Annotated in this window: 22 protein-coding genes; 2 read left to right on the top strand and 20 right to left on the bottom strand. The window is 27.5% G+C overall.

Annotation, left to right across the window (positions count from 1 at the left end; translation table 11 throughout):
* Window position 1 precedes the first annotated feature (1 nt).
* Complete coding sequence (locus IR152_RS11310) at window positions 2-1,714, bottom strand: hypothetical protein (protein WP_227452026.1); 1,713 nt, start codon at window positions 1,712-1,714, stop codon at window positions 2-4.
* 666 nt (window positions 1,715-2,380) lie between these two features.
* Between IR152_RS11310 and IR152_RS11305 the strand changes: the two genes are divergently transcribed.
* The gene (locus IR152_RS11305; protein ID WP_199857303.1) at window positions 2,381-2,542 is read left to right on the top strand and encodes a hypothetical protein; all 162 of its coding nucleotides are present in this window, start codon (window positions 2,381-2,383) and stop codon (window positions 2,540-2,542) included.
* 686 nt (window positions 2,543-3,228) lie between these two features.
* On the opposite strand, the gene IR152_RS11300 is transcribed toward IR152_RS11305, so the two are convergent.
* The 10 genes from IR152_RS11300 to IR152_RS11255 form a co-directional block, all read right to left on the bottom strand.
* Entirely contained in the window at window positions 3,229-3,417 is a 189-nt protein-coding gene (locus IR152_RS11300) for a hypothetical protein (RefSeq protein ID WP_227452024.1), read from the bottom strand.
* A 17-nt stretch (window positions 3,418-3,434) separates the two neighbouring features.
* Window positions 3,435-9,737: a phage tail tape measure protein gene (locus tag IR152_RS11295; protein WP_227452022.1), complete on the bottom strand. Its 6,303-nt coding sequence runs from the start codon at window positions 9,735-9,737 to the stop codon at window positions 3,435-3,437.
* A gap of 288 nt (window positions 9,738-10,025) precedes the next feature.
* Window positions 10,026-11,276 carry a hypothetical protein gene (locus tag IR152_RS11290; protein WP_227452020.1) on the bottom strand — a complete coding sequence of 417 codons (1,251 nt, stop codon included), beginning with the start codon at window positions 11,274-11,276 and terminating at the stop codon, window positions 10,026-10,028.
* Between the two features lie 57 nt (window positions 11,277-11,333).
* Window positions 11,334-12,419 (bottom strand): WG repeat-containing protein, encoded by a 1,086-nt coding sequence (locus tag IR152_RS11285; RefSeq protein WP_227452018.1) that lies wholly within the window; start codon window positions 12,417-12,419, stop codon window positions 11,334-11,336.
* A gap of 230 nt (window positions 12,420-12,649) precedes the next feature.
* Window positions 12,650-13,345, bottom strand: coding sequence for an SHOCT domain-containing protein (locus IR152_RS11280; RefSeq protein ID WP_165479453.1), 696 nt, complete (start codon window positions 13,343-13,345; stop codon window positions 12,650-12,652).
* 88 nt (window positions 13,346-13,433) lie between these two features.
* Window positions 13,434-16,661, bottom strand: coding sequence for an Eco57I restriction-modification methylase domain-containing protein (locus IR152_RS11275; protein ID WP_227452016.1), 3,228 nt, complete (start codon window positions 16,659-16,661; stop codon window positions 13,434-13,436).
* Between the two features lie 258 nt (window positions 16,662-16,919).
* On the bottom strand, window positions 16,920-17,258 hold the full coding sequence (locus tag IR152_RS11270) for a hypothetical protein (RefSeq protein ID WP_227452014.1): 339 nt from the start codon (window positions 17,256-17,258) through the stop codon (window positions 16,920-16,922).
* A 14-nt stretch (window positions 17,259-17,272) separates the two neighbouring features.
* Window positions 17,273-18,019 (bottom strand): Bro-N domain-containing protein, encoded by a 747-nt coding sequence (locus IR152_RS11265; RefSeq protein WP_227452013.1) that lies wholly within the window; start codon window positions 18,017-18,019, stop codon window positions 17,273-17,275.
* A gap of 120 nt (window positions 18,020-18,139) precedes the next feature.
* Window positions 18,140-18,310, bottom strand: a complete 171-nt coding sequence (locus tag IR152_RS11260; RefSeq protein ID WP_227452012.1) for a RepB family protein — start codon at window positions 18,308-18,310, stop codon at window positions 18,140-18,142.
* Window positions 18,311-18,406: 96 nt separating this feature from the next.
* The gene (locus tag IR152_RS11255) at window positions 18,407-18,544 is read right to left on the bottom strand and encodes a hypothetical protein (protein ID WP_227452005.1); all 138 of its coding nucleotides are present in this window, start codon (window positions 18,542-18,544) and stop codon (window positions 18,407-18,409) included.
* 264 nt (window positions 18,545-18,808) lie between these two features.
* Here IR152_RS11255 and IR152_RS11250 point away from each other — a divergent pair, with 264 nt between their 5' ends.
* Window positions 18,809-19,264 (top strand): helix-turn-helix domain-containing protein, encoded by a 456-nt coding sequence (locus IR152_RS11250; protein WP_227452003.1) that lies wholly within the window; start codon window positions 18,809-18,811, stop codon window positions 19,262-19,264.
* A gap of 450 nt (window positions 19,265-19,714) precedes the next feature.
* On the opposite strand, the gene IR152_RS11245 is transcribed toward IR152_RS11250, so the two are convergent.
* The 9 genes from IR152_RS11245 to IR152_RS11205 all read right to left on the bottom strand — a co-directional run bounded on the left by IR152_RS11245 (window position 19,715) and on the right by IR152_RS11205 (window position 25,448).
* A complete protein-coding gene (locus IR152_RS11245) occupies window positions 19,715-20,248 on the bottom strand; it encodes a type III toxin-antitoxin system ToxN/AbiQ family toxin (RefSeq protein ID WP_227452001.1) in 534 nt (177 codons plus the stop codon).
* A 427-nt stretch (window positions 20,249-20,675) separates the two neighbouring features.
* Complete coding sequence (locus tag IR152_RS11240) at window positions 20,676-20,828, bottom strand: hypothetical protein (RefSeq protein ID WP_227452000.1); 153 nt, start codon at window positions 20,826-20,828, stop codon at window positions 20,676-20,678.
* Window positions 20,829-21,179: 351 nt separating this feature from the next.
* Complete coding sequence (locus IR152_RS11235) at window positions 21,180-22,073, bottom strand: type II toxin-antitoxin system PemK/MazF family toxin (protein WP_074145057.1); 894 nt, start codon at window positions 22,071-22,073, stop codon at window positions 21,180-21,182.
* A gap of 84 nt (window positions 22,074-22,157) precedes the next feature.
* On the bottom strand, window positions 22,158-22,325 hold the full coding sequence (locus IR152_RS11230) for a hypothetical protein (RefSeq protein ID WP_165478407.1): 168 nt from the start codon (window positions 22,323-22,325) through the stop codon (window positions 22,158-22,160).
* A gap of 51 nt (window positions 22,326-22,376) precedes the next feature.
* On the bottom strand, window positions 22,377-22,751 hold the full coding sequence (locus IR152_RS20465) for a YHYH domain-containing protein (RefSeq protein ID WP_413927492.1): 375 nt from the start codon (window positions 22,749-22,751) through the stop codon (window positions 22,377-22,379).
* A gap of 90 nt (window positions 22,752-22,841) precedes the next feature.
* On the bottom strand, window positions 22,842-23,282 hold the full coding sequence (locus tag IR152_RS11220) for a hypothetical protein (protein ID WP_227451999.1): 441 nt from the start codon (window positions 23,280-23,282) through the stop codon (window positions 22,842-22,844).
* The gene (locus IR152_RS11215) at window positions 23,283-23,732 is read right to left on the bottom strand and encodes a hypothetical protein (RefSeq protein WP_227451998.1); all 450 of its coding nucleotides are present in this window, start codon (window positions 23,730-23,732) and stop codon (window positions 23,283-23,285) included.
* 13 nt (window positions 23,733-23,745) lie between these two features.
* A complete protein-coding gene (locus tag IR152_RS11210; RefSeq protein WP_227451997.1) occupies window positions 23,746-24,579 on the bottom strand; it encodes a phage tail domain-containing protein in 834 nt (277 codons plus the stop codon).
* Between the two features lie 50 nt (window positions 24,580-24,629).
* Window positions 24,630-25,448 carry a hypothetical protein gene (locus IR152_RS11205; RefSeq protein WP_227451995.1) on the bottom strand — a complete coding sequence of 273 codons (819 nt, stop codon included), beginning with the start codon at window positions 25,446-25,448 and terminating at the stop codon, window positions 24,630-24,632.
* Window positions 25,449-25,473: the final 25 nt, after the last annotated feature.

Raw genomic sequence — 25,473 nt, 5'->3', positions numbered from 1 at the left:
TTTACAATCCATTTTGTATATTTTTTTTAGGAATATACTTATCTGGTAGGTTAATTCTTTTCTTCTGTTGCTGAATAAATAAATGTCTTTTAGAGTTTAATGTTCTTGTTGCATGTTCAGCTTTAGTCAAATAATCAGCTATAGTCCTTTTATCATCTTCTTTTACCTTTTTATTACTTAAAGTCAACTCCAAGGTATCCAATTTTCCATTTTTCAGATTTTGAGTAAAAGATGTAAAATAGACTAATTCTTCTTCCCTAGATTCTTTGCTATGTAACACTATAATATCTCCTAAACTTAAATCACCCTTCCAATGCTGTCTAAAATTAATATCTATTATTCTATCTAAGAAGTTTATAACATCCAAAGTCCACTCCTTAGTTGGAATACATTTTAAACTTAATTGTCTCTTGCCTTCTGCTATTAAATCTTCAACTTTTAAAAAAGCATCATTTGTATAAGTATCATAATAGAGAAACTCATTTAACTCATCTAATAGGACTTCGTTAAATATTAAGTATCCATCCTCATCAGTTGAAGTTTCTCTCTTACAAAGAATATTTATATCTTTTATACTTTCATCTAACTTGGCTATTTCTTCTTCTAAGTGTTTTATTTGAACATCTAATATGACCTTTTCATCTTCTAATTTACTTATTTCTGCTGCCAACTTAGCTGATTCCTTTTCATCTTTATGCTCTGGATTATCATAAGTTTTCTTTATATCTTTTTTAGCATTTATAGTCTCTATTACATGTAACCATTCATTACTTTTACTATCACGTTCTCTCTGTTTCTTAAGTTTCGTATCTATTAACTCTCTCCATATTGGCTCTCTTATTTCATTCATTTCTTGATATTTCTTTATAGCTCTACTAAGTTCTTCACTCATTTCTTCATTGTCTAAGAAATAAGAATAATTCTCAATGTAATCATATCCTGTAACTGTAGCTCCTATTATATCCATGTCTTCACTGCCTTCAAGCTTCAGTCTAGTTACTATATCATCACTATTTGTAGTTCTTTCAAGAGATTTGATATAATTATCATGAGATAAATATAACTGAATGTTATCTCCAAAAGAATCTATATGATATAAATTAACTAAATTATTGTAAGTATCAAAGTCAGTTATACATTCAAACTGTTCTTTTAACTCATTATTGAAATAATCAAGCCAGTTAGAATTAATACTCTCTTGCCATCTTACTTTTTCTCTCTTATTTCCTTCTTCATCAGTTTCATAAGCTATTGAATCATCTACATGTCCTAGTTTCCAGCCTGTTTCTTGTTTTAAATAATCATTGAGAGATATAATAGAAGCTTCTTCATCTTTTGTAAACATCTGCAACCCATAGTCTTCAATATTTACATCAATTTTTCCTAGTTTAACTTCTTTAGATTTAGCTGTTACTACTTTTAACTTATCGTCTGTTGTAACAACATTCTTAATCACAAAGTACTCTTTATCATTAAGACAAATAAGACGTTCTTCTTTAATTTCATCAAATAGAGGATTTATTACTTTAGAGAATTGAAAACGTTCTGTGATATATTTAGGAACAGTAAGCTGTATTTCATCTATTCCACCAAGCTCACGCTTTATATAATTTAGAAAATTGATTGGAATTTGACCTAGGAATGACTTGTTCATCTTGTGAATGGTTAATGTGTAATCAGATTTTATCTGTTTAAGATTCACATTAAAACGCATATTTTATCACCTTCTTTGCATTAAAAAGTCTATCAGTTAAGATAAACTATAAATATTTTATTAATTGTAAAATTATGGTATAATTTAGTAGAGTAAGGAATTATAAATCGAAAGTGCTAAGAGTGGTTGTTTCTATATTTAGCCTACTTCTTCAAAGGAAGGAGGTGAACCTCGCTTTATTTTTTTATAGGGAGGTGAATTTATGGAAACAGTAGTGTTTAATATTTGCCTAAATATTGTATCAAGTTTAATAGCTTGTTACATATATGATAAAGCAAAAAACCACTCAAACGCCAATAAGAGTGGTTTCAAAAGATAAATTGATTTTTAATTAACTTTAAGGAAACAATCACTCTTTGTATTAAATAGATTAAATTCCTTACTTTTATTATACCCTTAAATTTATTAATCTGCAATAATTATAGCTTGAATTAGTATAAAAAGAGCCACTTGTTTAAGGTGGCATAGATAAGTAGTAATTCTTGTGTAAAATATTTTTTATTTTCTGTTATTTATATTATATCTTTATTCTACTCCCGTAGTCAATATAATATTAAATTCAACATTATAGTAAATTATGGTATAATATTTTTTAGAGACTACAGTTTAGACTATTAGGGTGATGGCTCTTTAGTTAAAATCCCCAGTAAGAAAGGGGGTGAGACTATGGAGTACTTAGTTTTGTTTTTAATAATGATAATTATGATTACAAGAATAATCAATCATTTGACAAAGCTAATAGATGCAATCTCAAACTTGAAAGCATCTATTAGAAAACTAAAGAATCACCAGACTGGCGGGTCTAGTGATTCTGAAAGTAATACATAAATCTATTCTTTTTATTGTTAACTTTAAGAACTACACCCTACAGCAAATAGTTTGTAGTCTCTTTTTTATGTCTTTATGATATAAATTTATATCATTTATATTACTATTATACTCCAATATTATCACAATAGTCAATGTTGTCATTATCTCCATTGAAAAATAAAAAGCTATACTATTAATAGAATAACTTCTTAGAACACAATATTCTTTTACAATTGTAGACAATATAATATTAAATTTAACATATTGGTAATTTATGGTATAATATTTTTAGAGACTGCATAAAAAACTATTAGGGTGAATCTTCATGTACATAAGCCTCCCAAGTCACATCAAGAGGGGAGGTGATATTATGAAATATCTGATTTGTTTGCTAACGATAATCACAGCTTTCACGGCCATAATAATCGGTTTGATTAAATTGGTTCAGAATTTGAATAGACTCTTTAAAGAAATATATGAGTTTAGAAAAACGTTGCAAAAAATCAAGAATCACCCGAATGGCACTTCAGGTGATTCTTCCTCTAATTAATACTTAGCTTATTTATGAAGAGACACCCTAGAGCAAATAGTTGTAGTCTCTTTTTTTTATGTCCTTATGATGTAAATTTATATCATTTATATTACTATTATACCCTAATATGGTCATAATCGTCAATATTGTTAGTAATGACAATAAATTATATTTATTTTATATTTAATAGCTTTATTAATTCTTCATGATATTCCTTAATCACTCTAACAGATTCTTTTATTGCAGATTCACGAATACCTAATGCAAATTCAGTTGTATAATTCTCACTATCTAGGTTTTTATATTTTTCACTTAATTCTTTTAACATATTTTCTTCTATTTTATTGAAATTTATTTCCATCAATTTTACTCCCTTTATTATGATTTAATATTTTCTACTATTTTTCTATATACTCTATTCTCTAAATCTCTACCAAACTTTTCTAAATCTTTCATAGTATCTTTAGTTACATTTCCTTGCACAACAAAAAATGGTGAATTGAAGTTAACTGATGATGTTGGAGACGCACTTCTTGAGCGAGAATTTGAAGGTGGTGTATAATTAGGCATAGCAAATTTACTTAAATCTAATTCATCTAATATGCCATTAATATCTTCTAATGTCTCTTTTCCTTCTTTTAGCGTATCAAGCCATTCTTGTTTAGTAACAGAACCCATTGCCAACATACCGTCTTCATATTTGTTTATGTATTCAATGATAGCATCTTGGAGTTTTTTAACTTCTCCATCTAAACCTACAAACTTACCACTTGAAATAGCCTGATTAATTAAATCAACTAAGTTTTCATCTGAGTATTTTTTCTCCAACTCTTCTTTTAATTTATCTGCTTCTTCTTGTAATCTGTCAGCTTCTTTATCATACATATCATTAACTTGGTCATCAATGTGGTCTTGATTTAATTCTTCAAGTTTCTTCTGTTCTTCTTTTATTTGCTTTTGTATCTCTTGAAGTTGCTTTTGACCAGATAAAGTTGTATCTCTTTTAAGTGATTCTTCTTTCTTTCTTAATTTATCAATAACATCTTGTTGTTCTTTTAGTTCATCTTTAAATTTAGCTTCTTTTCGAGAATCATTGTAAGCATCTTGTTGCTTTTTAAGAGAATCAATTTTAGCTTTAGTTTCTTTGTCTATCTCTTTAAGTCTTTCTTCAAGCTCTTTTTTATACATGTCTCTAATTTTCTCTTGTAGACTTTGAGCTTCTTTAAGTTGTTCTTTATAAGCATCTTTAATCTCTTTATTTAATGCTTCAATTTCTTCTTTATTTTGTTGGATTTGATTATTGGCATCAGGTAAATCCTTAAGAAGTAAATCTAAATATTTCTGAGCATTTTCAGCTACTTCTTTATACTTATCTGCGTCTAATTCATTTTTTAGCATTTTTAACTGTTGTTCATAATTCTTTATGCTTTTACCATCAGCAGAAAATTCAAACCCTTCTTTTGATAATCCCTCTCTTAAATCTTTTGCAGTATCTTCATATACTTTTATAACATCTTTAATTTCTTTAGCTTGTTTAGCTAATAATTCTTTTTTCTTCTCAATTAAATCTAACTTTTCATCACCTTCAGCGTTTTTCATGAGAATGTCTATCAAGTCTATTTCATTCTGTATTTCAGTAACATGTTTTTGTGCAGATGTTAAAGCAGCTTCCTGTCCAATCTCTTTTAATTCTTTTTTAAATTCTTCTGCTGCTCTAGTTGATTCTATTAAAGCATTTTTTACCTCTTGCTGAGCATCTGCAACTTTTGGTATCTCTGTAAAAGCAATTTTTAAATATTCCTCAACTACTTTTTTTTCTTCTTCTATCTTCTTTTTACGTTCTTCACTTTTTTTACTACCCTTATCGCTCTCTGATTGCTTATCTAACTTTTCTAATTCCTTTTCTAATGCAATTAACTTCTCTTCATAGCTAGTTAGATTTTCATCACCTGAAAAGCTATAGTTGTAATCTTTTTTAAGTCTATCTTTCAATCTATTCTTTTGGGTATTAAGTGCTTTGTCTTTCTGGTCTAATAATGTTAACTCTTCTTTATATAAAGAATTTTGCTCTTCAAGATATTTGAGATTATCTGCTCCACTTGCATATTTCATTTTTTTATCTAAAAGAGAGATTCTATCTGTAACTTTAGATATCGCATTTTCCAATTCTTTTAATAGCTCAATGCTATATTTTACTGCTGCATCAATAGATTTTGTATCTAAGGCTATTTTTGGAGTTTTAGTTATACGAGAGAATTTTTCTGTAAGGGTTTTTATTGGTGTTGTGGCTCTTGATACTGCTCTTGAGAATAAGGATGGTTTTGTTACAGGAGTTTCGTCACTTATTGGTGCTGGTTCTGAAGTTCTAGGTTTAGTTGATAGATTAGCTGGAATTGGAGTTCCTCTAGTAACAGAGGTATGTTCAGTATTATTTTTATTAGAATTATTTCCCCCGCCTCCAGTAAAAAAATTGGTTACTTTTTTCCATATCTCTGTTATAGTCACAGTTACAGATTTATTTTTTATTCCATCTAAACCAGTTTTTACACTAGCTATTGTAGGAGTAGCGTTATCTGTTGCTGTTATTTTTGTTTTTTTATCTTTTACCTTTTTATTATTAATTTGATTATGTTTATTTAGTGCGTCTGTTGCGTCAGCTTTTAATTTAGCTAATTTGTCCTTTAGTGTTTTTTTATCAACACTATTTATACTATTCATAGCTCCTTCAACTGCTGCAATTACCTTAACTTGTTTTTCAGGAGGTAATTTTTCTATTTCAGCAATTAATGAATTAACATCTCCATTAGTTAGTGATTTTATTATATTTATTTTTACATCTTTATCTAAGTCTAAATCATTTAAATTTTTAACTTCATCTAAGGCATCTGGATTATTTACTATGAGATTAGTTATAATGTCTTTGTTTTCAGGAAAATCATTATAAAGCTGTTCTATTAAATTTAGTTTATCTAAATTATTTACAACAAAATTAATAACAGCTTCCTTTTGCTCGTCTGGAGCTTTATCAAATAATTCTTGCACCATTTGAAGTTTATCTGCATTTTCTATCATGAAACTTAAAGTGGCTTCTTTTTTACCAGATGGTGCATTATCAAATAAAGATTTTATAACATCAATATTATCTGGATACTGTATAGAAAAATTTGCAAATTTTTTCTGTAAATTCTTATCTGTTATACTATCAAATAATCCTTTCACTTTTTCAAACTCTTCTATACCTTCTATTTTTATTCCATATTTCAATGCTACATCAGGATTTTTAGCAAGATTATCAAAAATATCCTGATAGTCTTTTGCATCTTCAATTACATCTTTATTTTCTTCCATAAATTTGAGAGTCATTTCTCTATTTGTAGGAAGTTTTTCTATCATATCTTTGACTTTGCCTACGTGTTCTTGACCAATGACTTCAGTATCAATTATATATTTTGCATCTTTAGGTAAGGACTCATAGTCATTTTTCATTTGTTGAAGTTTTTTATCATTACTAACATCTATATCATATTTTACAAGATTTTTAAGTGGAATATTTTTTATAGCTTCATCTAAAGAATTAACACCTTCAAATGCTTGACCACAATCAGCTATAAAATTTAATTTAGTATCTTTATCTTTAAATTTGTTTAATTGCTCATCAAGAATGTCTAATTCTTTAACAGATTTTATATTAGTATTATCTTTTATTTTAATAGCAATATCTTTATCTTTAAATTGATTTAATCTAGTTTCAAAAGCTCCTATTTCTTCAACAGCTTCTTTATCATTAAATAAAGCATCTATATCTATTTTATCTAAACCTTTAGCCTTTAATTCTTCATTAATTTTTTCTAATGCTTGTCTTGCTTCTTTAGTATCTCCTTGTTGAAAAGCATACATTACTTTTATTGCAAAGGCTTGTTCATCACCAGTAATTTCATCTATAGAAAAATTACTTAACATCTTACTGATTTCTTTTGGAAGGTTTTTATTTTGAGAATACTTTTCAACCATATCTTTTGTTAGATTTGGACTCATCATGTCTTCTAAAGTATTATTGACAGCTTCAAATTGACGTTTAAGTGTTTTAGCCATAGAATCGCCATTTCTTAAATCGTTATCTGTTTTATTAAAAGATTTTAAAAAGGATTCTACTCCTCTTGAAGCTTCATATGAACCCTGCGTTATTCCATCAAGCATATCTTTCCAAAAATCAACATCATAACCAGTACCATCAGATGCTAACTTAGCTAGTTCATCTATCTTTTTATTATAATCTCCAACACTAATTTGACCACTTTGAAAAGCTTTATTTGTTTCATCTAATGATTTTTTAAAATTTGATAAATCAATTCCAGATGAACCCAATGCCATTATTGCATTTTGTATTTTTGGAAATTCCTCTCTTGTAAAATCAGAAAAATCTAATGAACCTTGAAGAGATAGTATTTCACTTTGAATTTTTGAAGTAAAATCAGAAAATGAAATATCAGATTTTATACCAGCAAATATTCCTACTCCTGCTTCATTTGATTTTTTCTGAATTTCATTAAGTTTACTTTGATATTCACTTTCTCCACTATCAACTATTTTTTGTCTTTCTTCATAGTATTTTTGATATTCTGCTAACGCTTTTTCTCTCTGCCCATCATTTTCAGTTTGAGCCATTAAGAGAGCTTTATTCATCTTTGATTCAGTCTCTACAATTTTTGAATTCGTTTCATTTTGAATACCTGCAAGTTTCTCTTTTGCATCTTTATAATTAACTACTTGGTCAAAGAATCCATTGACACCTTGTTTTCTAACTCTTCCAGTATCCTTCTCATTTAATTCATCTAATGCAATTTTACCAGCCTCTTCTTTATCACCAGCCATTAAAGCTTCTTTTCTGGCTATAGCTTCATCTAAATCAGAAATTAAGTCACTAACATCTCCACGCATATTTAAAATAGCATTTCCATCATTATCAGTTCCTACAACTAATTCAGGCATCATTTCTGCTATTTCTTTTGTTAATGCTTTATACCTTTCTAATTCTTCTGGAGTCTTATTTGATTTATTATACAATGTGTCATATTCTTTTTGAATACTTTTCAAACCATCTTTTTGATTTTTATATCCATTTATTTCATCTTGAGCAACTTGAATTCTTTCTTCTGCTTGTTCCTTAGCTATTTCATTTCTACGGACATATTCATCTATCATTTTTACAGCAGTAGATATACCTGCTGTTGCAAGTCCTAAAAATGCACCATTTAATAAAGTTACACCTGTATTTGCAAGTAAACTACCAACCATACTTCTTTTCATTCCATCATTAAGTTCATTTACACCTTTTGAAGCTGAATTAGCACTTTCACCTGTTTTTTTAGATGCTGAATTGACTGCATAAAGCGAACGAATACTTTCTTTTCTTGCATCAGCATTTTGTTTCATAGCTTCGGCACTTTGTTTCATTGAATTGGCAGTTTCTTTACTAGCCTTAATTCCCTTCATTGAAGATTCATTTACTTTATTATTTACTGAAGCAACTTTTTGACCACTAATATATAATTTATTGTAGTCATTTACCATTTTTCCTGTTTCTTTATTATAATTGACAACTGGTAAATTTCTTTTAGTATCATTATTAAGTTTATTAACATCTTTGGAAGCTGAATTTATCATGTAAAGAGAACGTGCATTTTCTTTCATAGCATTAGCAGTTTCTTTACTAGCCTTAACCCCTTTTACTGAAGATTGATTCATTTTATTATTTGAAGATATTACTCTTTCAGTATTAGTGGAAAGTTTGTTGTAACTATTTGACATTTTTCCCAATTCTTTATTATAATTAACAATTGGCAATAAACCTTGTTTCTGATAATTATTTAATTTGGCTTGAGAATTAACATATGATTTTATAGCTTTTTCAGTATCTTTAGTATCTACTGGTATTAATTTATTCATAGTGTTAGCAAAGTAATTAGGTATTGCTCCTGTTGTGCCTAATCCTTTAATCGTTGCAAATAGTCCACCAATTGAACCTACAGCTAAAGGAATGCTCATTCCTATTTTTTCAAATCCACTGACAATTTTATCTAAAACATTTACAAAGGAAATAGCAACATCTAATACTCCTTTAAACATATCAGTAGATATTGTTGTTGTTACTAATTTCTTTAATCCTTCAGATAGCTGTATCATCTTTCCTTCTGCACTATCTACGAATCTTTTATTTTCCTTGTCACTTGAACCTACCATTAACCCCTGTTTGTACTGTTCCTGATAGGCTATGACATGTTTCCAGTTGTTCATTAGGGCAACAAAACTATTTATGTGATATTTTCCAGCTGCTGCCTCAGCGATACCATTTCTTTGGTCATCATTGAGGTCTTTCCATTTTGTATTTAACTCACCTAGAACATCCATTGTTCCTTTTATTTCACCAGTCTGTTTATTCCAAATATCTATATTTGCTAGTTGTTTGAATGCTTTATTTGTTTTATTAGCCTCTAATGTTCCTTCCTTCGCTGAAGCCTTTACTCCTGCTAGGTTCACTGCAATACTTTTTAAAGCTGTACCTGTCTTTTCTGCATTTTGTGTGCTTTCCTGCATTCCAACTACTAATGCAATTGAATCTTCCATTGAAGTTCCAAATCCAGCTAATACACTTGCACTTCTTTGTAATGCTGCACCTACCATTTATCTTCAATTAAGTTCGCTACACTCAATTCGTTCTCTTACGAACTGCTATATGTTTCCATATAGATGAGACTATATCTTCATCCTTTAAGGATGCCCCCTATTTCCATATCCAATAGCTTGATATGTACGGTTTATAACCTAGTCGTTGAACCTTACTCTATTTGAGTCTTGGCTGCTGATTGTCCCTATCTTTTAGATTGTTACACTTGGTACTAAAAGCCTAACAGGAGTTTCCAGCACTTAAAGGAGTTTTTAACTATATATTACTATATAGTGCGACTAATTTTAATCGCCTGTTGTAACAGCAAAATTATTTCCAGCATAATTGGCAAGGTCTGAGAACTTTGTTAGATTATTATAATCTTTTCCTGCACCTTGTAATTCAGTACGAAGAGGTTTTAAACTATTGGCCACCCCACCATATGCAGACATTATTGATGTCAAATATGTATTTGCATCTTCTGACGATAAATCTGAAACATTTGCAAATTGTGCTGATTTTGTAGCATATTCCATCGCATCATTCATATCTTTTATACCAGTTTGAAGTGCCTTAGCAGTTCCCTGTATTATGTCCGTACTTGAACGAGCAACACTTACCCCAGCTTCAATTGCTGAATCTCTAAGTGAATTTAAATCCTCTGTTGTTCCTCGAAAATTATCTGGAGCAACTTTCATCAAATCTCTAAAACTACTATCTAACTCTACAATTGTTGTCTTTATATTTCTAGCAAAACTCATCATACCCATACCAATCATGTTTCCAAGCGTAAAGGTACTCATACTAGAATATAAATTTTGAAAAAATCCATTTGTGGTTTTTAGGCTAGAGTTCAAACCTGAGAAACTAGATTTCATACCACTTATTTGTGACTTTATTCTAGCTAATTCATTAGCCTTTTTATCCATTGGTAAATTAGAAAGTTCTTTTAATTTAGCTTCAAGCTTATCAATTCCAGAAGTTGATTGACCTAATTCTAATGCCTTTTGTCTTAATTTATCCAAATCAGCTTGTGCTTTTGATGTATTTATATCAAACTTAGCATTGAATTTAGATTGTTTAGTAGCTGATTCTAATTCTTTATATTTATTTTTTAATGATTCCATTCCTGATATAGCAGCGTTCATTCCACTACTATTCATACTTTTAAAATTTAAATTTTGTATTTTCTTTAAATCACTTGATAATGCTTTTAATTTAGATGTATCTACATACCCAGATTTTCCTAATGAAGCTAATTTACTTTGTAAATTCGTAGCATCTCTTTGTAATTTAGCAAATTGGCTAGAAGCTTTACTTATACCAGAATTATTAAATGACTTTCCTCCAAATAAACTATTTTGAGTCTTTGCACTTAAAGCATTAATTTTAGTTAATACTGCTTCTAATTGCTTTAAATTATTTAAAGATGAAGTGTTCATCTGTACATCTAATTTAATAGGTTTTCCTTTAGTTGATTCCTGCAAAGTTGCCATTTGTTTTTTAGCTTTAGAATCATCTAGCTCTATACTGGTTCTAATTTTAAACTCCGACATTAAATCACACTCCTTTTTTTGCATAAAAAAAGACAGTCAATTGACTGTCTTAATAATTTAACTATATACTCTAGCTATATTCTCATATTTAGGTTTAATAACTATTTCACCATTCTTGTTTATAACTCCCCATTTATCATTTATACATACAAATGCCAATCCTTCTTTAAATGCACATGCACTTTCAAATTGAGGCTTTATAACTATCTTACCTGTTTTATCTATATACCCCCATTTATCTCCAATATAAGCCACTGCTAAGTCTTCACTGAAGTTATATAATTTTTGAAATTGAGGCTTAATAATTACTTTTCCTTCTCTATTTATTGCTCCATATTTATTGTTTTTACTTTGAAATACAAATAAATTTTCTGATTTAGTATATGGTATTCGTAATGATTCTTTTGAAATTACATTTTCATTTTTATCTATAGTAAAGTATGAACCCTCTTTGTATGCAGAAGCTAAACCACCATAAAAACTCATTAAAGAGTCATACTTCGGTTCTATTATAAAATTTCCTTCTTTATCAATACAACCATATTTATCATTCACTCGCACAGCAGCAAAATCTTCATAAAAATTTTCTGCTGACTCATATTTAGGTTCTATCACAAACTTACCTTCTTTATTTATAAAACCATATCTATTATTTACTCGAACTCTAGCTAATCCGTTGCTAAATGAAAAACTTTGCTCATTTTTAATATCTATTATAATATCACCTTTTGTATCTATATACTTATCTTTTCCATCTAATTCAACTACAGCTAATCCTTCACTAAAATCTAATGCTAAATCATATTGAGGATTAATAACTATGTCTCCCTTTTCATTTATATATCCATATTTTTTATTATCTCCAGTCCCAAATTGGCAAACAGCTAATCCATCAAAAAAATATCCAAGATAATCAAATTCTGGTTCTATTACAGTATTACCCTTTTTATCTATATATCCATATTTCCCATTTAGTTTAACTCTTGCTATTCCATCCTTAAAAGCATTTTCATTTGGATTATCATGCATTTTTTTTTCTGAGTAATAAATATCTTCATTTGTATCTTCATTGCTATCACTACATCCCACAATACCAAACCCTAATATACTTATAATCCCAATTAATAATATCTTCTTAAACATAACATCCTCCTTATATTCTGATACTTCAATTATATCAAGAATATACATTCAGGAAAACCATTGCTATTCGACATTATTTTCTTTTGCAGATGTCTTCAGTGATGCTAATTGTTTCCTAGCTTTTTTATCATCAAGTTCTATACTGGTCTTAATTTTAAATTCTTCTGCCATTCAACCAACTCCTTTTTTAAAGCATAAAAAAAGACAGTTAATATACTGTCTTAATATTTTTATTTAATTTTCTCTAATAATACTTTTTTCTTTTCATTAAATTCTTCTTCTGTTAATATCTCTTGGTCTTTCAAACTCTGTAATTCTTTTAATGAATTTGAAATTTTTGATATATCATCATCTTTTTTTATATCATTATTGCTTTCTATTTTAGCATTTTTAAATTTAGCTGCTTCATTCTCTACAACTAATTTAAATCTTTCCATTTCTTTTATTTTTTCTTGAATATCTGCATTATTTATATTTTTATATTGTGGAATATAAAATACTTCATAAGTATTAAGTTCAAATATCAAAGTTAAATATATTTTTTCTACAAAAGTATATTTATCATATGTAGGAACTATAGATATTATCCTCATCTGATTTTTTTCACTAACTTGCATGTTAAACTTAATGCTTACTAAATCTTCTATATTTTTTTTAACTGCTGTCTTAAATCCAGCATGAATGATAGATATTTTTCCATTATTACTTAATATCACACTGTCACTGTTTGAATTACCAAAAGCTTGACATTTAGCCATTGAAATATTTTTTTGTATAGCTTTTTCCACCTTTGTTTTTTCTCTATTTCTTTCTGCTATTCTCTCTAATCTAGCTTCTTTTTCTTTCGCATCATTTATTACATTTGATATAAAAACTGATACTGCAAATGTGCCAACAACAACTAAAATAAATATTAATGCATACATAATATCCCCCCTATATTCTGATACATTAATTATATCAATTCTAAAGGAAAATTTATACTACAAAAGGAAAGTGACCTCCAAATCTTTATTAATAAGTTAAACTTGTAACCACAGTGTCTTTTGTTGTCTTACATATATCTTCTATAGATTTACTTTCTAGCTCAGTTATACCATACAAATCATATACAAAAGTATTGATTGTATTTTCGCATACATTTATATCGTATATGATTCTATTAATAGCATCTTTGTACTTATTAAAATATTCCTCTAACTCATCAATATTCTTAAAATAAAGCTTCTTTTTTTTGCTAAGTTCATTGTAAAATTCATCAAAATCTAATAAATAAAAATTATATAATTTATTAGATGGATTATTATCTATGCTCAATATCTTAAATACATTTTTCAAAAATTTATTAGTGTATAAGTATAATTTACCATATTTATTTATTAGTATTTTACTATTATTTATAACAATTGATTTATCAACATTTTTTAAATTTGGTACTGGTATATTTTTTACTGCATCTGCTGTCAAGTTAGTATTTGATTCTCCATAAAATTTATTATAAAAGTAATTTATTAAACTAGAATTTATAACTCCTATATAAAAATATATATCTTCCAAATTATCTTCTTTAATTAAATTTATGATATTTCCACTAGGGAATATTATAGTACCTTCAATATCTACTGTTGCAATTATCTTATTTTGATTTTGACCAACTATTCTTTGTGTTATTATCTTAGGTGATTTGTGCCACCTCATAGTTTTGTCATCCATGTTTTCAATATTTACAAATTTATCTACTTTATCAATATAGTATCTATGTATATCCTTACCTTCCAAACATTTATTTAAAATTCCATTTAATTGGTTATTATCTTTTATATCATTACTACTTAATATTTTTTTATCATATATAATTCCATCACAAATTGTTTTATTAGGAACACTCATCCAACCTTTATGTAAATTTAAATAATCCCCTAATTTATGCTTACATTTGAGTATTTTTAATATTATTGGGTTGCTTTGTATAACAATTTTATTATCCAAATCATTTATAATACTTTTTATAGTAATTTTATTTTCAGAGTTGTATGTATTACTATTGAAAATCTTAATCTTTTTCATATTTTCTTTATTTATACTTATAAAATTTATATTATTTTTAATATTCGGCAGTTTTTTATTAATTATAATTATGGCGGTTTCCTTGTTTACATCTTCAAAAGGAAAAAATCTATATGGAAAGTCTAAAATAGTATCAACACATACATTTTTAAGTAAATATTTTCTTAAATTTTCAAAGCTTTTATTTGTAAAGTACGTATTAGGTGTTATAAATCCCAAAAATCCATTTTGCTTTAATTTATTTTCACAAAACTCATATAAAAACAACTCATACAAATCCATTTCGCTAATTAGTAAATCCTTATATTTTTTCCAATAATATTCTCTATGGTTTTCTGGAATCATTTTAGTTGAAACATATGGGGGATTTCCAATTATAATATCAAACCCTCCTGACTTCATTACATCTTCAAATTCAACATTCCAATCAAAAGCTTTAGCACAATCGACCTCTTTGTTATCAATAATAGAATTTCCACATTTTATATTATTATCTAAGCTAGTTAATAAACTATACTTGTTAGCTGTTTTAAGCCATAAAGACAATTTAGTTATTTCCACAGATTCTTCATTTAAATCAACTCCATATAAATTATTTTTTAATATATTAGCATCTAAGTCAAAAAATGATATCTCACCATCAGTTAAATCACGAAGTATTTCATTTACTGATTCAGCTTCTTTTTTTAACATAGAAAAAGCCTCATTCAAAAAAGCTCCACTTCCACAAGCTGGGTCTAAAATTTTTATATTTTTTACAACGTCTCTATAACTTTTCCAAAAGTTTATATATTTTTGAATTTTATCAGTTTTATATTCTACAACTTGTACACGTTTATGTTGTATATTCCTACCAACCACAACTGTTTCATAATCTTCTTCTTTTAGTTCTGGAAGCTTATCCTCGCCTAATTCTTTTTTCTTCTCATCTAAATATCTTCTTATAGTGTTATTAACAATATATTTCGTTATGTATTTGGGAGTATAAAATATCCCATCTTTGTTTCTCTTACTATCTTTTTTCTTAATATTAACTTGATTTATTTCTAGTTTTAGTTCTTCTAAGTCAGATATAGATTTTTCAAATATATGCCCTAATATATTTTCATTTAAATCACTGTTAAAATCATATAAAGATAACTTGTATAAATTCTCTAAACATTTATTTGGTATTTTTAGATTATTCAAAATATTATCTTCTGCAAATAAGCCTCCATTAAATTGATTTATGCCCTTTTCCTGATTACCTAAATCTATAGATTCAAACAGACCCTTTACTTGTTCCCAGACTCCAAACCTAGATATACTTTTCTTCCCTACTTGAATACATGTTTCAAATATATTCTCTGATATTAATCCTTTATGTTCTGCAAAACAAACAAATATAACTCTATCTAATATTTTTTGTGTCTTTGTCAAACAAGTTCTTACATCCAAAATGTCTTTATTATTTAAAAGTATATCATTAAATAAATTTAATCTAGTATTTTTATATAGGTCATAAAAGCCTTTTTCTATAGCTTCCTCTTGCTTTATATTCTCTTCCCAAAGTGTCTCAACCCTAGATTTTCCATGTTTGGTGATTAAAGATTTAGATGACAAAAGATATAAAAATTTTTTAAATACATCATCTTTTTCATATATCTCTTTAATAGAAAAAAATTCATACTCTGTAGCATCATTAGCATTATACAATCTAATTTCCTTGAAGTTAGAGACAATAAGCCATGTGCAATTTCTTCCATATTTAGGCAAGTAAGAAAACCCTTGTTCTACTGGTGTATTATGATTGTTTTTTCTTAGTTGTTTTGCATCTAAATTAGTTGTTGGTTTTTTTAATTCTATTGCTACTCTATAGTCACTTTCTTCATTAGAAAAATAACCTAGTACAATGTCAGCTCTTGTTCCATCAATCTTAGTTTTTTCTTCTGGTTTTATATTATAATCCATTATATTGTCCGTAAGACTTTTATACCTAAGAACTTTGTTTAAAATATCCGATACAAATATTTCCTTAAGCTGAATTTCATTTAATTTATCAATAGATTTATTATCAATTATATCTCTCCATTTTTCTAAAATTAATCGTCTTTGTTTATAGTCATATAAGTCTAAGTCTATTTCCATATTATATTTTTCTTTTAATAGTTTTTGATTAAAAAGATACTTTTCCATACAATTCCCCTAATTCTATTTAAATAGTTTCTATTTTTTATTATATCAAGTATAAATGGTAAAATATACCAATATACACTAAAATATAAAATCATTCATTAGATAAAAATATGATTATTTGTAATAAATATTAGATAAGAGGAATTCATTCTTGGTAACACACTAATAAAATAATAACTATCTGTTATAATAAACTTTTTCATTCTATACAAAAAAGACAGCTAGATATAAGCTGCCTTAATATTTTTAACTTCTCCATCAATATGTTTGTCTAACCAAATAATCCATAGTTCTTCTGAAACCATTTTCTGCTTTTAATATATAAGCTTCTTCAAATCTACATTCTATATCAGTATACCTATTCAATGTATCTATATATCTACATATCGTCTGAACAGAAACTCTCTCAAAGAATAACTCATTTTCTATTATGTATCTCACATTCTTCAAATTGTAATCTTTCACACTATCTAAAAATCTTTTAATTATAATCATCAAATTACTATCGTCTTTAACATTCCTTATCATCTCAACCCTTTTTGAATTTCTTTGCAGTGTATCCCCATCAAATTTGTGAACTGTTTTAATTACACACATAAATAGTCACCACCCTAATTGTTCCAAGTGTATACATCATCTATACTTTCTATTCCATCTATCATAGCATGAACCTCATTAAACTTAGCAATAGGTATGTCTTCCCATTTCTCAACATTATATATTGAAAATAGTCTCATTACTGTGGTTCTATAGTCATAATTATAAGCATTAACATCATATCCTTTTAATTCTGATAGTTTTATCTTTAATAACTTTGACAACATTCTTGTGTTCTTAGCTTTGAAACCTATCATATTTTTCATTTCTTGGAACTGTTTATCTTGTTTTTCATATTTCTTATCTAATTTATCTTCTATTTGATTAAATCTATTATCTATTTTCTTATCATTTTCTATTGCAACTTGTTTAATCCCAGCAAGTATACCATTTAATATCATGGGAGTTACTCTTTCTTCTAAGTTGTTTATATCATATGAACCAGTTTTTCTTATACTTGGTAATACTTCTCTTGTAACCCAGTTTTTAAATTTTTTAGCATTCGGTAATTTACTACCAAATATCAAAGAATACAATCCACTTTCATTTATTATTTTCATATTTCTATTTTGGCTGCCGTCGTAAATCACGACATCGGCTATATCTTCACTGTCAATATGTGTTCTCAATGCTTCTCTTGTATTAGAATATCCTAATGACTCTGCTACATCCTTGCCTACAAACCAAGCCTCATTATCTATATCTATTGTTCTTATTTCTCCAAAATCTTCATTTTTAAATATCTGTAAATTATTCATCATATAAAATCCTCCTCAAATTCATTGTAAGAAGTATCACTCTATGATAGAATATTTCATAGAGAATAACTTCTTGTATAAAGTAGTCCGTTTGCTTTGGTCGGTGCGTGGGCTACTTTTGTTTTATTTTTGTAAAAGTAAATGGATTCCCTGACGTATAGCCTCTGCTTTTGTAAGGTTATTTTTTTTGCAATACTCTTCTAATTTTTCATTAGTTTCATTATCCACTCTAACCTTAATATCATTTACTTTAGGGCTTCCAACAACAGGTCTTCCCATTTTTTTAGGACTCATATCATCACCTCACTTTTGAGTTCTATAATTGAATTATATAGTTTAGGAACTCAAAAGTCAATGCATTTTCCAAATTTTTCTAATCATTTTTTCTAATCAATCAATTTGAGGAAATTCAATCTGCTTAATAATTTTGTCTTGGCTGATGTCGTGAAATACTACTTCAGATATACCATGTTTTAAATCAAACTCTTTTACTAATATTTGTTCCACTCTTTGATTAATTATTTCCATAATTAATGTCTCCTTATAAGTTGTATTTTCTATAAGGAAATGATATATAATTATAAGTAATATTGATTATATATCATAAGGGGCTATTCAAACTTGGTGGGGAGAATAGCCCCTTATTTTATCCTTATTCAAACAACATATAGTTGAATTTTCTCATCTATTTGTTGTTTATAATTACATATTATATCATCTATTTGTTGTTGTCAATGTTTTTTTATTTACTTTAACAACCAATAGTTGTATAATTGTATTAGAGGTGATTAAATGAATTCAATTTCAGAGAAACTAAAATACTTACGAGATTTAAAAAAACTCACACAAAAAGAAGTAGCTAATAGTATTGGTGTCACAACAAGTGCCTATGGATTTTATGAGCAAGGGAAAAGAACACCTTCTCCAGAATTGATAGTTAAACTAGCTGAATACTTTAATGTCACTACAGATTATCTTCTAGGTTTCAATAAAACTAGTTATTCAGTCAATGCAAATATACCTGGTATGCCATCAATTGTATGCGAAGATACTTCCATCTATGATATAGTTGATGAAGAAAAAGACATTGAATCTTTAGAAGACATAAATAAATTGTTAGAAAACACTGATTGCAATGATGAAGTCAAAGAAGTTCTTAAAAAATATATACAACTAGATGAAATGGATAGAAAAGCTATAGAGAGAATGATAGGTAATGCATATGAACGATTAAAAGAGGATGATTAATATATACCTCTTTTTTGTACCACACTAGTCCAATATTGAAATTTCAACATGTGTCCATCATGGACACACTTTTATTTTATGGAATTTATTTTTTTACTTTAAGAGTCGGTATTTCACCTACCCCCCTTTTATAATCTTACCATATCCCCATTTTAGGAATGTGTTATCATTTCTAATGTTTCCTTATAGTTTTCAAAATAAAATAATATATAGTGAAATAACATTATAATTTCAACACATGTACATAATAGACACATTTTTATTTTCCACAATGGAAAATTATTATGCCGAGAGGTGTTGTCAATTTAGAAACACCTCTAAAATTCAAATAAGGTATATGCCGTTTTGCCACCCACCTATACATTTAAACATCTCATACCCATGTCATCATTGAATTATAACATAAAAAGGAATAATAAAAAGCCTACTTTAAGTAGACTTCCTAATTTTCTATTCATTATCTGCTAAACTTGTAAGTGCCACTTCTTGTAACACTTCATACTCTTCGTATTTTTCCTCTAATAATTTAAAGTCACAGCTATTGATAACAAGTTGAGGACTAAGCTTTTTTGTAACTTTAGTATATGTCCTTTTTGCTAAATTTAATATTTTTTCTATATTTTTTAAACAAAATTGATATTCTATATTTAATAAAGTTCTATATCCAACATCGTCTTCCTTAGATATATCCTTATATTTTAAACAATGTCTGGGAACTGGAAACATATAATTAAATCTTATAGAAGATTTAACATCTCCTTTTTTATCTTTAATTAATATATTTTCCTTTTGTTTTATTTTATATGAAGATATAGGTGCATAGTAATTAAATTTATCAATATTAAATACTACTCCACATACAAATTTATCATTTTTATTGTATTCATAATTTGGAATTTTAGTAAAACCTCTTTTATTTATCTCAGCTTTCCTTAGAAACTCCAAATAGTCTCTGTCTACAGTATAAAATCCTAGCCCATCCATTGCAATCCTCCATAACATAAGAAAAGATAAGGAATTAACCTTATCTATTTTCCATTAAAATTCACGCTTAAAGTGGTGAAACACTCAACATTAAACAAGCTCTTAAGGCGGCTAAACACCCTACATTAAAATTCACGCTTAAAGTGGTGAAACACTCAACATTATTAGTAATTTAAGTATACCATATTATATACTTAAATTCAATAATCTCTACTTAAAACAATGTTTTTTATTGCACATTGTGAAGCATCTTTGTAACATGACAATGTTTCAGCCGTACATTGTGAAACGTATTTAATAATTGTACTTACATGATACCACATTATAGCAATTAAGTCAATTTTTATGGAGGTTTAATTTTGCATTTATTTTCCTATTTCTTTATCATATATTTCTTCTATTTGTTCTTCTGTTAAAATATGCATCTCTATCTTCTCTTATTTATTATCTTTAAAAGTCTTTCATTTCTTTCTATTTCCTTTTGACTTGGCTTACTAAATACTTGCCTTATAAATAATTCAGCATCTTTGCCTGATAATTCAGGTGTTGCTTGTATTAGCTTACTTTTATATTTACTCATATTTCCTCCTCAATTAATAAATATTTTTTAAACATAATTATCACTGTCACACTTCTGTCATCGTTGTAATTACTATAAATCAAACGAAATCTTCCTAACATAATACTAATTAAAATCAACCTTATATATTCAGTTTTAAGCAATAAATGTATAAATATACAAGCAGTCACTTATATAAAGCCTTAGAAAGGTATATACGAGTTCACATTTTCCCAATAAAAAAAGATACCCTCTCAAAGAAAGTATCTTTTAAAATTTCATTATTAATAATTCTAAACCGCCTATCTAGGCTGAAAATAATCTAAACCATCCATCTGGACACTTATATTATAACATACAACATACTATAAATCAATCTTCTTTAAATATGTTTTTTATTATTTTTTTTGATTCATTAACTTTGATATTATTATTTGAAAATAAACTCAAAATTATGTATTTTCTTCTTTCAATATTGTTTTTTGTATATATCACTGAATCATATAATCTTCTATGATTTTCAGATTTAAACTTATTCCAATTTGATTCATTTAACTTTCTCATTACTAAAGAATATCTTTCTCCATCAATAAAACATATAATTATTTTCTTTTCATCAATAGTATGTTCCTTGAAATGTTCAATATATCTATATCCCAAATTTAATATCTTATTATCTTTTAATTCATCTATATCTAAAAAATAATCACTTCTCATATTTATTAAAATATCGACTAAGTAATCACCTTCATTAATATAAAACAATTTTATACAATCTGAGATGGGCTTTATATATTTTTCATCTATACTAAGAGGAATTAATCTTTCATCCATTTTTTGAAATTTTCCATTATTATTTTGCTTATATATTAACTTAACTCTTTTTCTTGACACTTCCATCATCTTACTTATATATACATAACTGTTTTTATTAACATAATTATTATTATCATCCTTTGTTATAAAACCTTCTATTTTACCTAAAAAAAGCGTTCTTAAAGAATTTTCTTTTTTTTTGCTTGTTAATGGTAAAATATTTATAGTTTCTTCACAAGAACTTGAATTCCAAACTACCGCAAAATGTAAAAAATCTAGTTCATTACCAAGACCAGTAAAATTACACTGAACAATATATCCTTTTTTTAATATAGGTTCATATCCTGCCTTACTTTTATATGGTTTAATAGAATGTATATTCGTTGTACGAATTATTGAATCAAGTAATTTTAAATTTTCTACATCCTTTTTTAAAATTAAATCCCCCAATTACTTTTCCCCCTATTTATAGTATAATCTAATTAATTATACTATAAACTTACATATATATCCATATTTCAAAAAACCATAAACTTATTCTATATAAAACTTTGATATGTTGATGTAAAATTTATATTTCCATTTAGTCTTATATTCATTGTATCCAGTTGAATATCCAGTATCATAAGCACTTTTCAAAACTTCTTTTTCATAAGTATTATTAGGTTTAGCACCTGTAAGTCCTAAATTATATCCAGCCACTTCATCTGCCTTTTCTTCTTCCTCTAATTTAGCCTTGCCTTTTTCATATCCTTATGAGTACTTTAATTCATATGTATCGCTATAATCTCCACTATAACTTGGTGAACTATAGTTTTCTTTATAACCATCCTCGTATCCTTGATTATATCCTTTTTCTCCAACAGGTTTCTTTTGCTTTTCTTCATTGTTTACTAAAATCATTGTTCCAGAACTATTTCCATCTCCAGTATAAGGGTAAACCCCATTGTTATGTAAATGACCTGGATATCCACCACAATGATAGTGATAACTTCCTAAACAAGACTTATTTTTGTTATCACAATGACCTCCTGATGAATCGGTTCTTCCTGAATGAGCATATGAAAAACTTCCTATACTAATCATAGTTATACTCATTACTACAGTTATTAATTTTTTCTTAAACATAATATATTTACCCATAAAATATTCTATGATTTTATCATATCAGTCAATATATTATGTTCAAACCGTTAAAATTCGACAAAGATAAAATATTTATTCTACTGGCACTCCCAGTCCATTCATAGTTGATTTAAAACATTTAGGAACTCTTTCTTGTGCTTTAGAATTACTCTCTTCCATTATATTTGTTTGAGGTCTATATCCGCCAACACCCCAGACTTTCCCCTTTTCTAATCTTTCCATTGGAAATGCTGAATTACGTGTAAATGCATCCACCCAATTTCCATTATTTTGTATCTCTGAAGTGACAGAATTAGAAGAGAGTTCTGTGACATCTATAGCATCTAATAGTTGTCCTGTCCTACCTCTCCAAATATTAGGATTCCATTCACCAACTGGAGTGTAACCAGAATAAACTTGTTTATTTACTTCTTCCTTCATGATGTCCTTCATTTCTTTCCCAACTTCTGGCATAGATGCGGCAATTTTATTCTTTGTATAAGCAACTAAATCATCTAAAGACTTAAATACCATCTAATTCACTACCTTATCTTTGATATTATTAATTTTTTCAATTTCCTCAGTCTCTTTGAGTACTCTATCTTGTAATATATCATTTTTTAACTGACCTAACTTAATCTCAGTGTTCATTAGTAAGGATGCAGTTAATTCATTCTCTATTTGACCTATATAATACATCACAGTTTCTAATTCACTAGATATATTGCCATCTACTAAATCTTCTATTTCAATATTTAATTCTATATTAGTCAATTTATCAATCAACATTTTAAGAATATCTTCTTGAGATAATGCTAAATCTGGATTTTCCATACCAATCCATATTTTATTTAATATATCTTCCTTAGTTTTATTATCAGGATTTCTAACTTCTATATATTCCTCTTTACCATTCTCATCTACAATTGCTATTATAGCTCTAACTTCATCTTGTATTAACTTATCTGCTTGTATCTTATTCATATCTATCTCTCCCTTATTTTATTATTGGATATTTACACTTAATAGAAACTTTACAGTTACCAGTAAACTTCAATATATTTACACCTCTTCTTAACCTAATCCACTTTCTATTAACAATATTAAACCTATTCTCTCCATTGTCATTTAAAACAGTATAGTATAAATTATCTATTGTTATTTTCTCATTTAACTCTAATCCACTTATTATTAAACTATCTTCTTCATTATCACTAATACTATCATTTCTAATGGTTATATCTCCTTCTTTTAAACACTCAATATCAACTATTGGAGCATATTCTTCATCTACATTAGATATATTATTTAGTTTAATTTCCCTTGTATCTTTAACAGTTATTGATTTTTGAAAATTTTTATATGCATAATTTGTATATGGTTGGAACTCTATTTCTAGGATTCCTCGTTTTGATTTGTCATACTTTTTTGTTATTTTTCTTGCCTTCAAATAATAAATTTCTTCTATGTTATCAAAGGATATGAATGGTTTAAATTCTCTCTGCCAGAACCAATTGCATATATTTTCTAAAGTATAATCATCCCACTCATAAGCCTCTCCATGTTCACTACATAAACAAAATTGTAGTGTTATAGGTTCAACAGTAGTTTCATCTTCACTGTAACAAGGATTTTTATTAAAAGTATTATCAGATTTAATTGCTTCTTCATATGGCAACCCATACTCATTTAGTATTTCATCATCACCTAAAGTAACTAGCTTGATGTTCATAGATTCACTTGAAATATTGTCAAACAAAAACTTATCATCTAAAAATACCAACTTATCACCTTCTTTCATTTTTTTAAGTTCAAATCCGATTAAAACCAAATTTAAACGTAAAAAAATAACCTCTACTCAATTAAGAGTAGGGCATTTCACTATTTCTTAGATTTAGTATCTTTTTCATCGATTAATTCAACACCTAACATATTTGCCATTCTTGTAGGGCTAAGATTTTCATCTCCTATGAATGTAAATGTAGCATATTCTTTATTTTCATCTGGTAAAACATCTAATGTCATATTAAATCCAGATGGATTTTCAGCAGTAAGATTTAATTCTATACTTCTTTGTGCTTTAGCATTTGGAATAGTCATATATAAAACCATATATTCACCATCAGCAGTTTTAGCCATTACTTCTGCCTCTATAACATAGTTTGGAGCAGTTGATTCTTCTTTTATCTTTACAACTTTTGCTTTTGGTATTTCTTCTAAATAGAATACTGCCACATTATCTCCCGCATTGAAATCAGCAGTAGATACTGTTATCTCAGTATTAGCACCTGTAACACTTGAAGTAAATTGTAATGACTTGATTATAGATATACCATCCTTCTCTACGCTATATACAGATATACTATTTGTAACTGGTTTTACATTTTCTAAAGTAACTTTCTTAGTACTATCAGATGTTAATACTTTTCTTTTTCCGACTTTTGCAGTTCTTTCATCTATATCAGAAGATAATAACATTGCTAATTGTGCCATCTGTATTACTTCTTGTTCCATTGTCAAACTTGATGTTATTGCTCCATCAAAGGCTATCGTATTTGCACCTTTTGCTTTTGCATAAACTGACTCTGAATCTAATTTAAAGTTAAATGCATTCAAGTCTTGAGTATAAAACAATACTTCTCCTGTTACTTTATTTTTTACTATTACATTACCTGCATCTTTTATTGCAAATCTTTTCATATTATAAAATCATCCTTTCATTTTC

It is taken from the genome of Clostridioides sp. ES-S-0108-01, from assembly GCF_020662285.1.
Taxonomy (GTDB): domain Bacteria; phylum Bacillota; class Clostridia; order Peptostreptococcales; family Peptostreptococcaceae; genus Clostridioides.
This window is presented reverse-complemented; position numbering and strand designations above follow the sequence as displayed.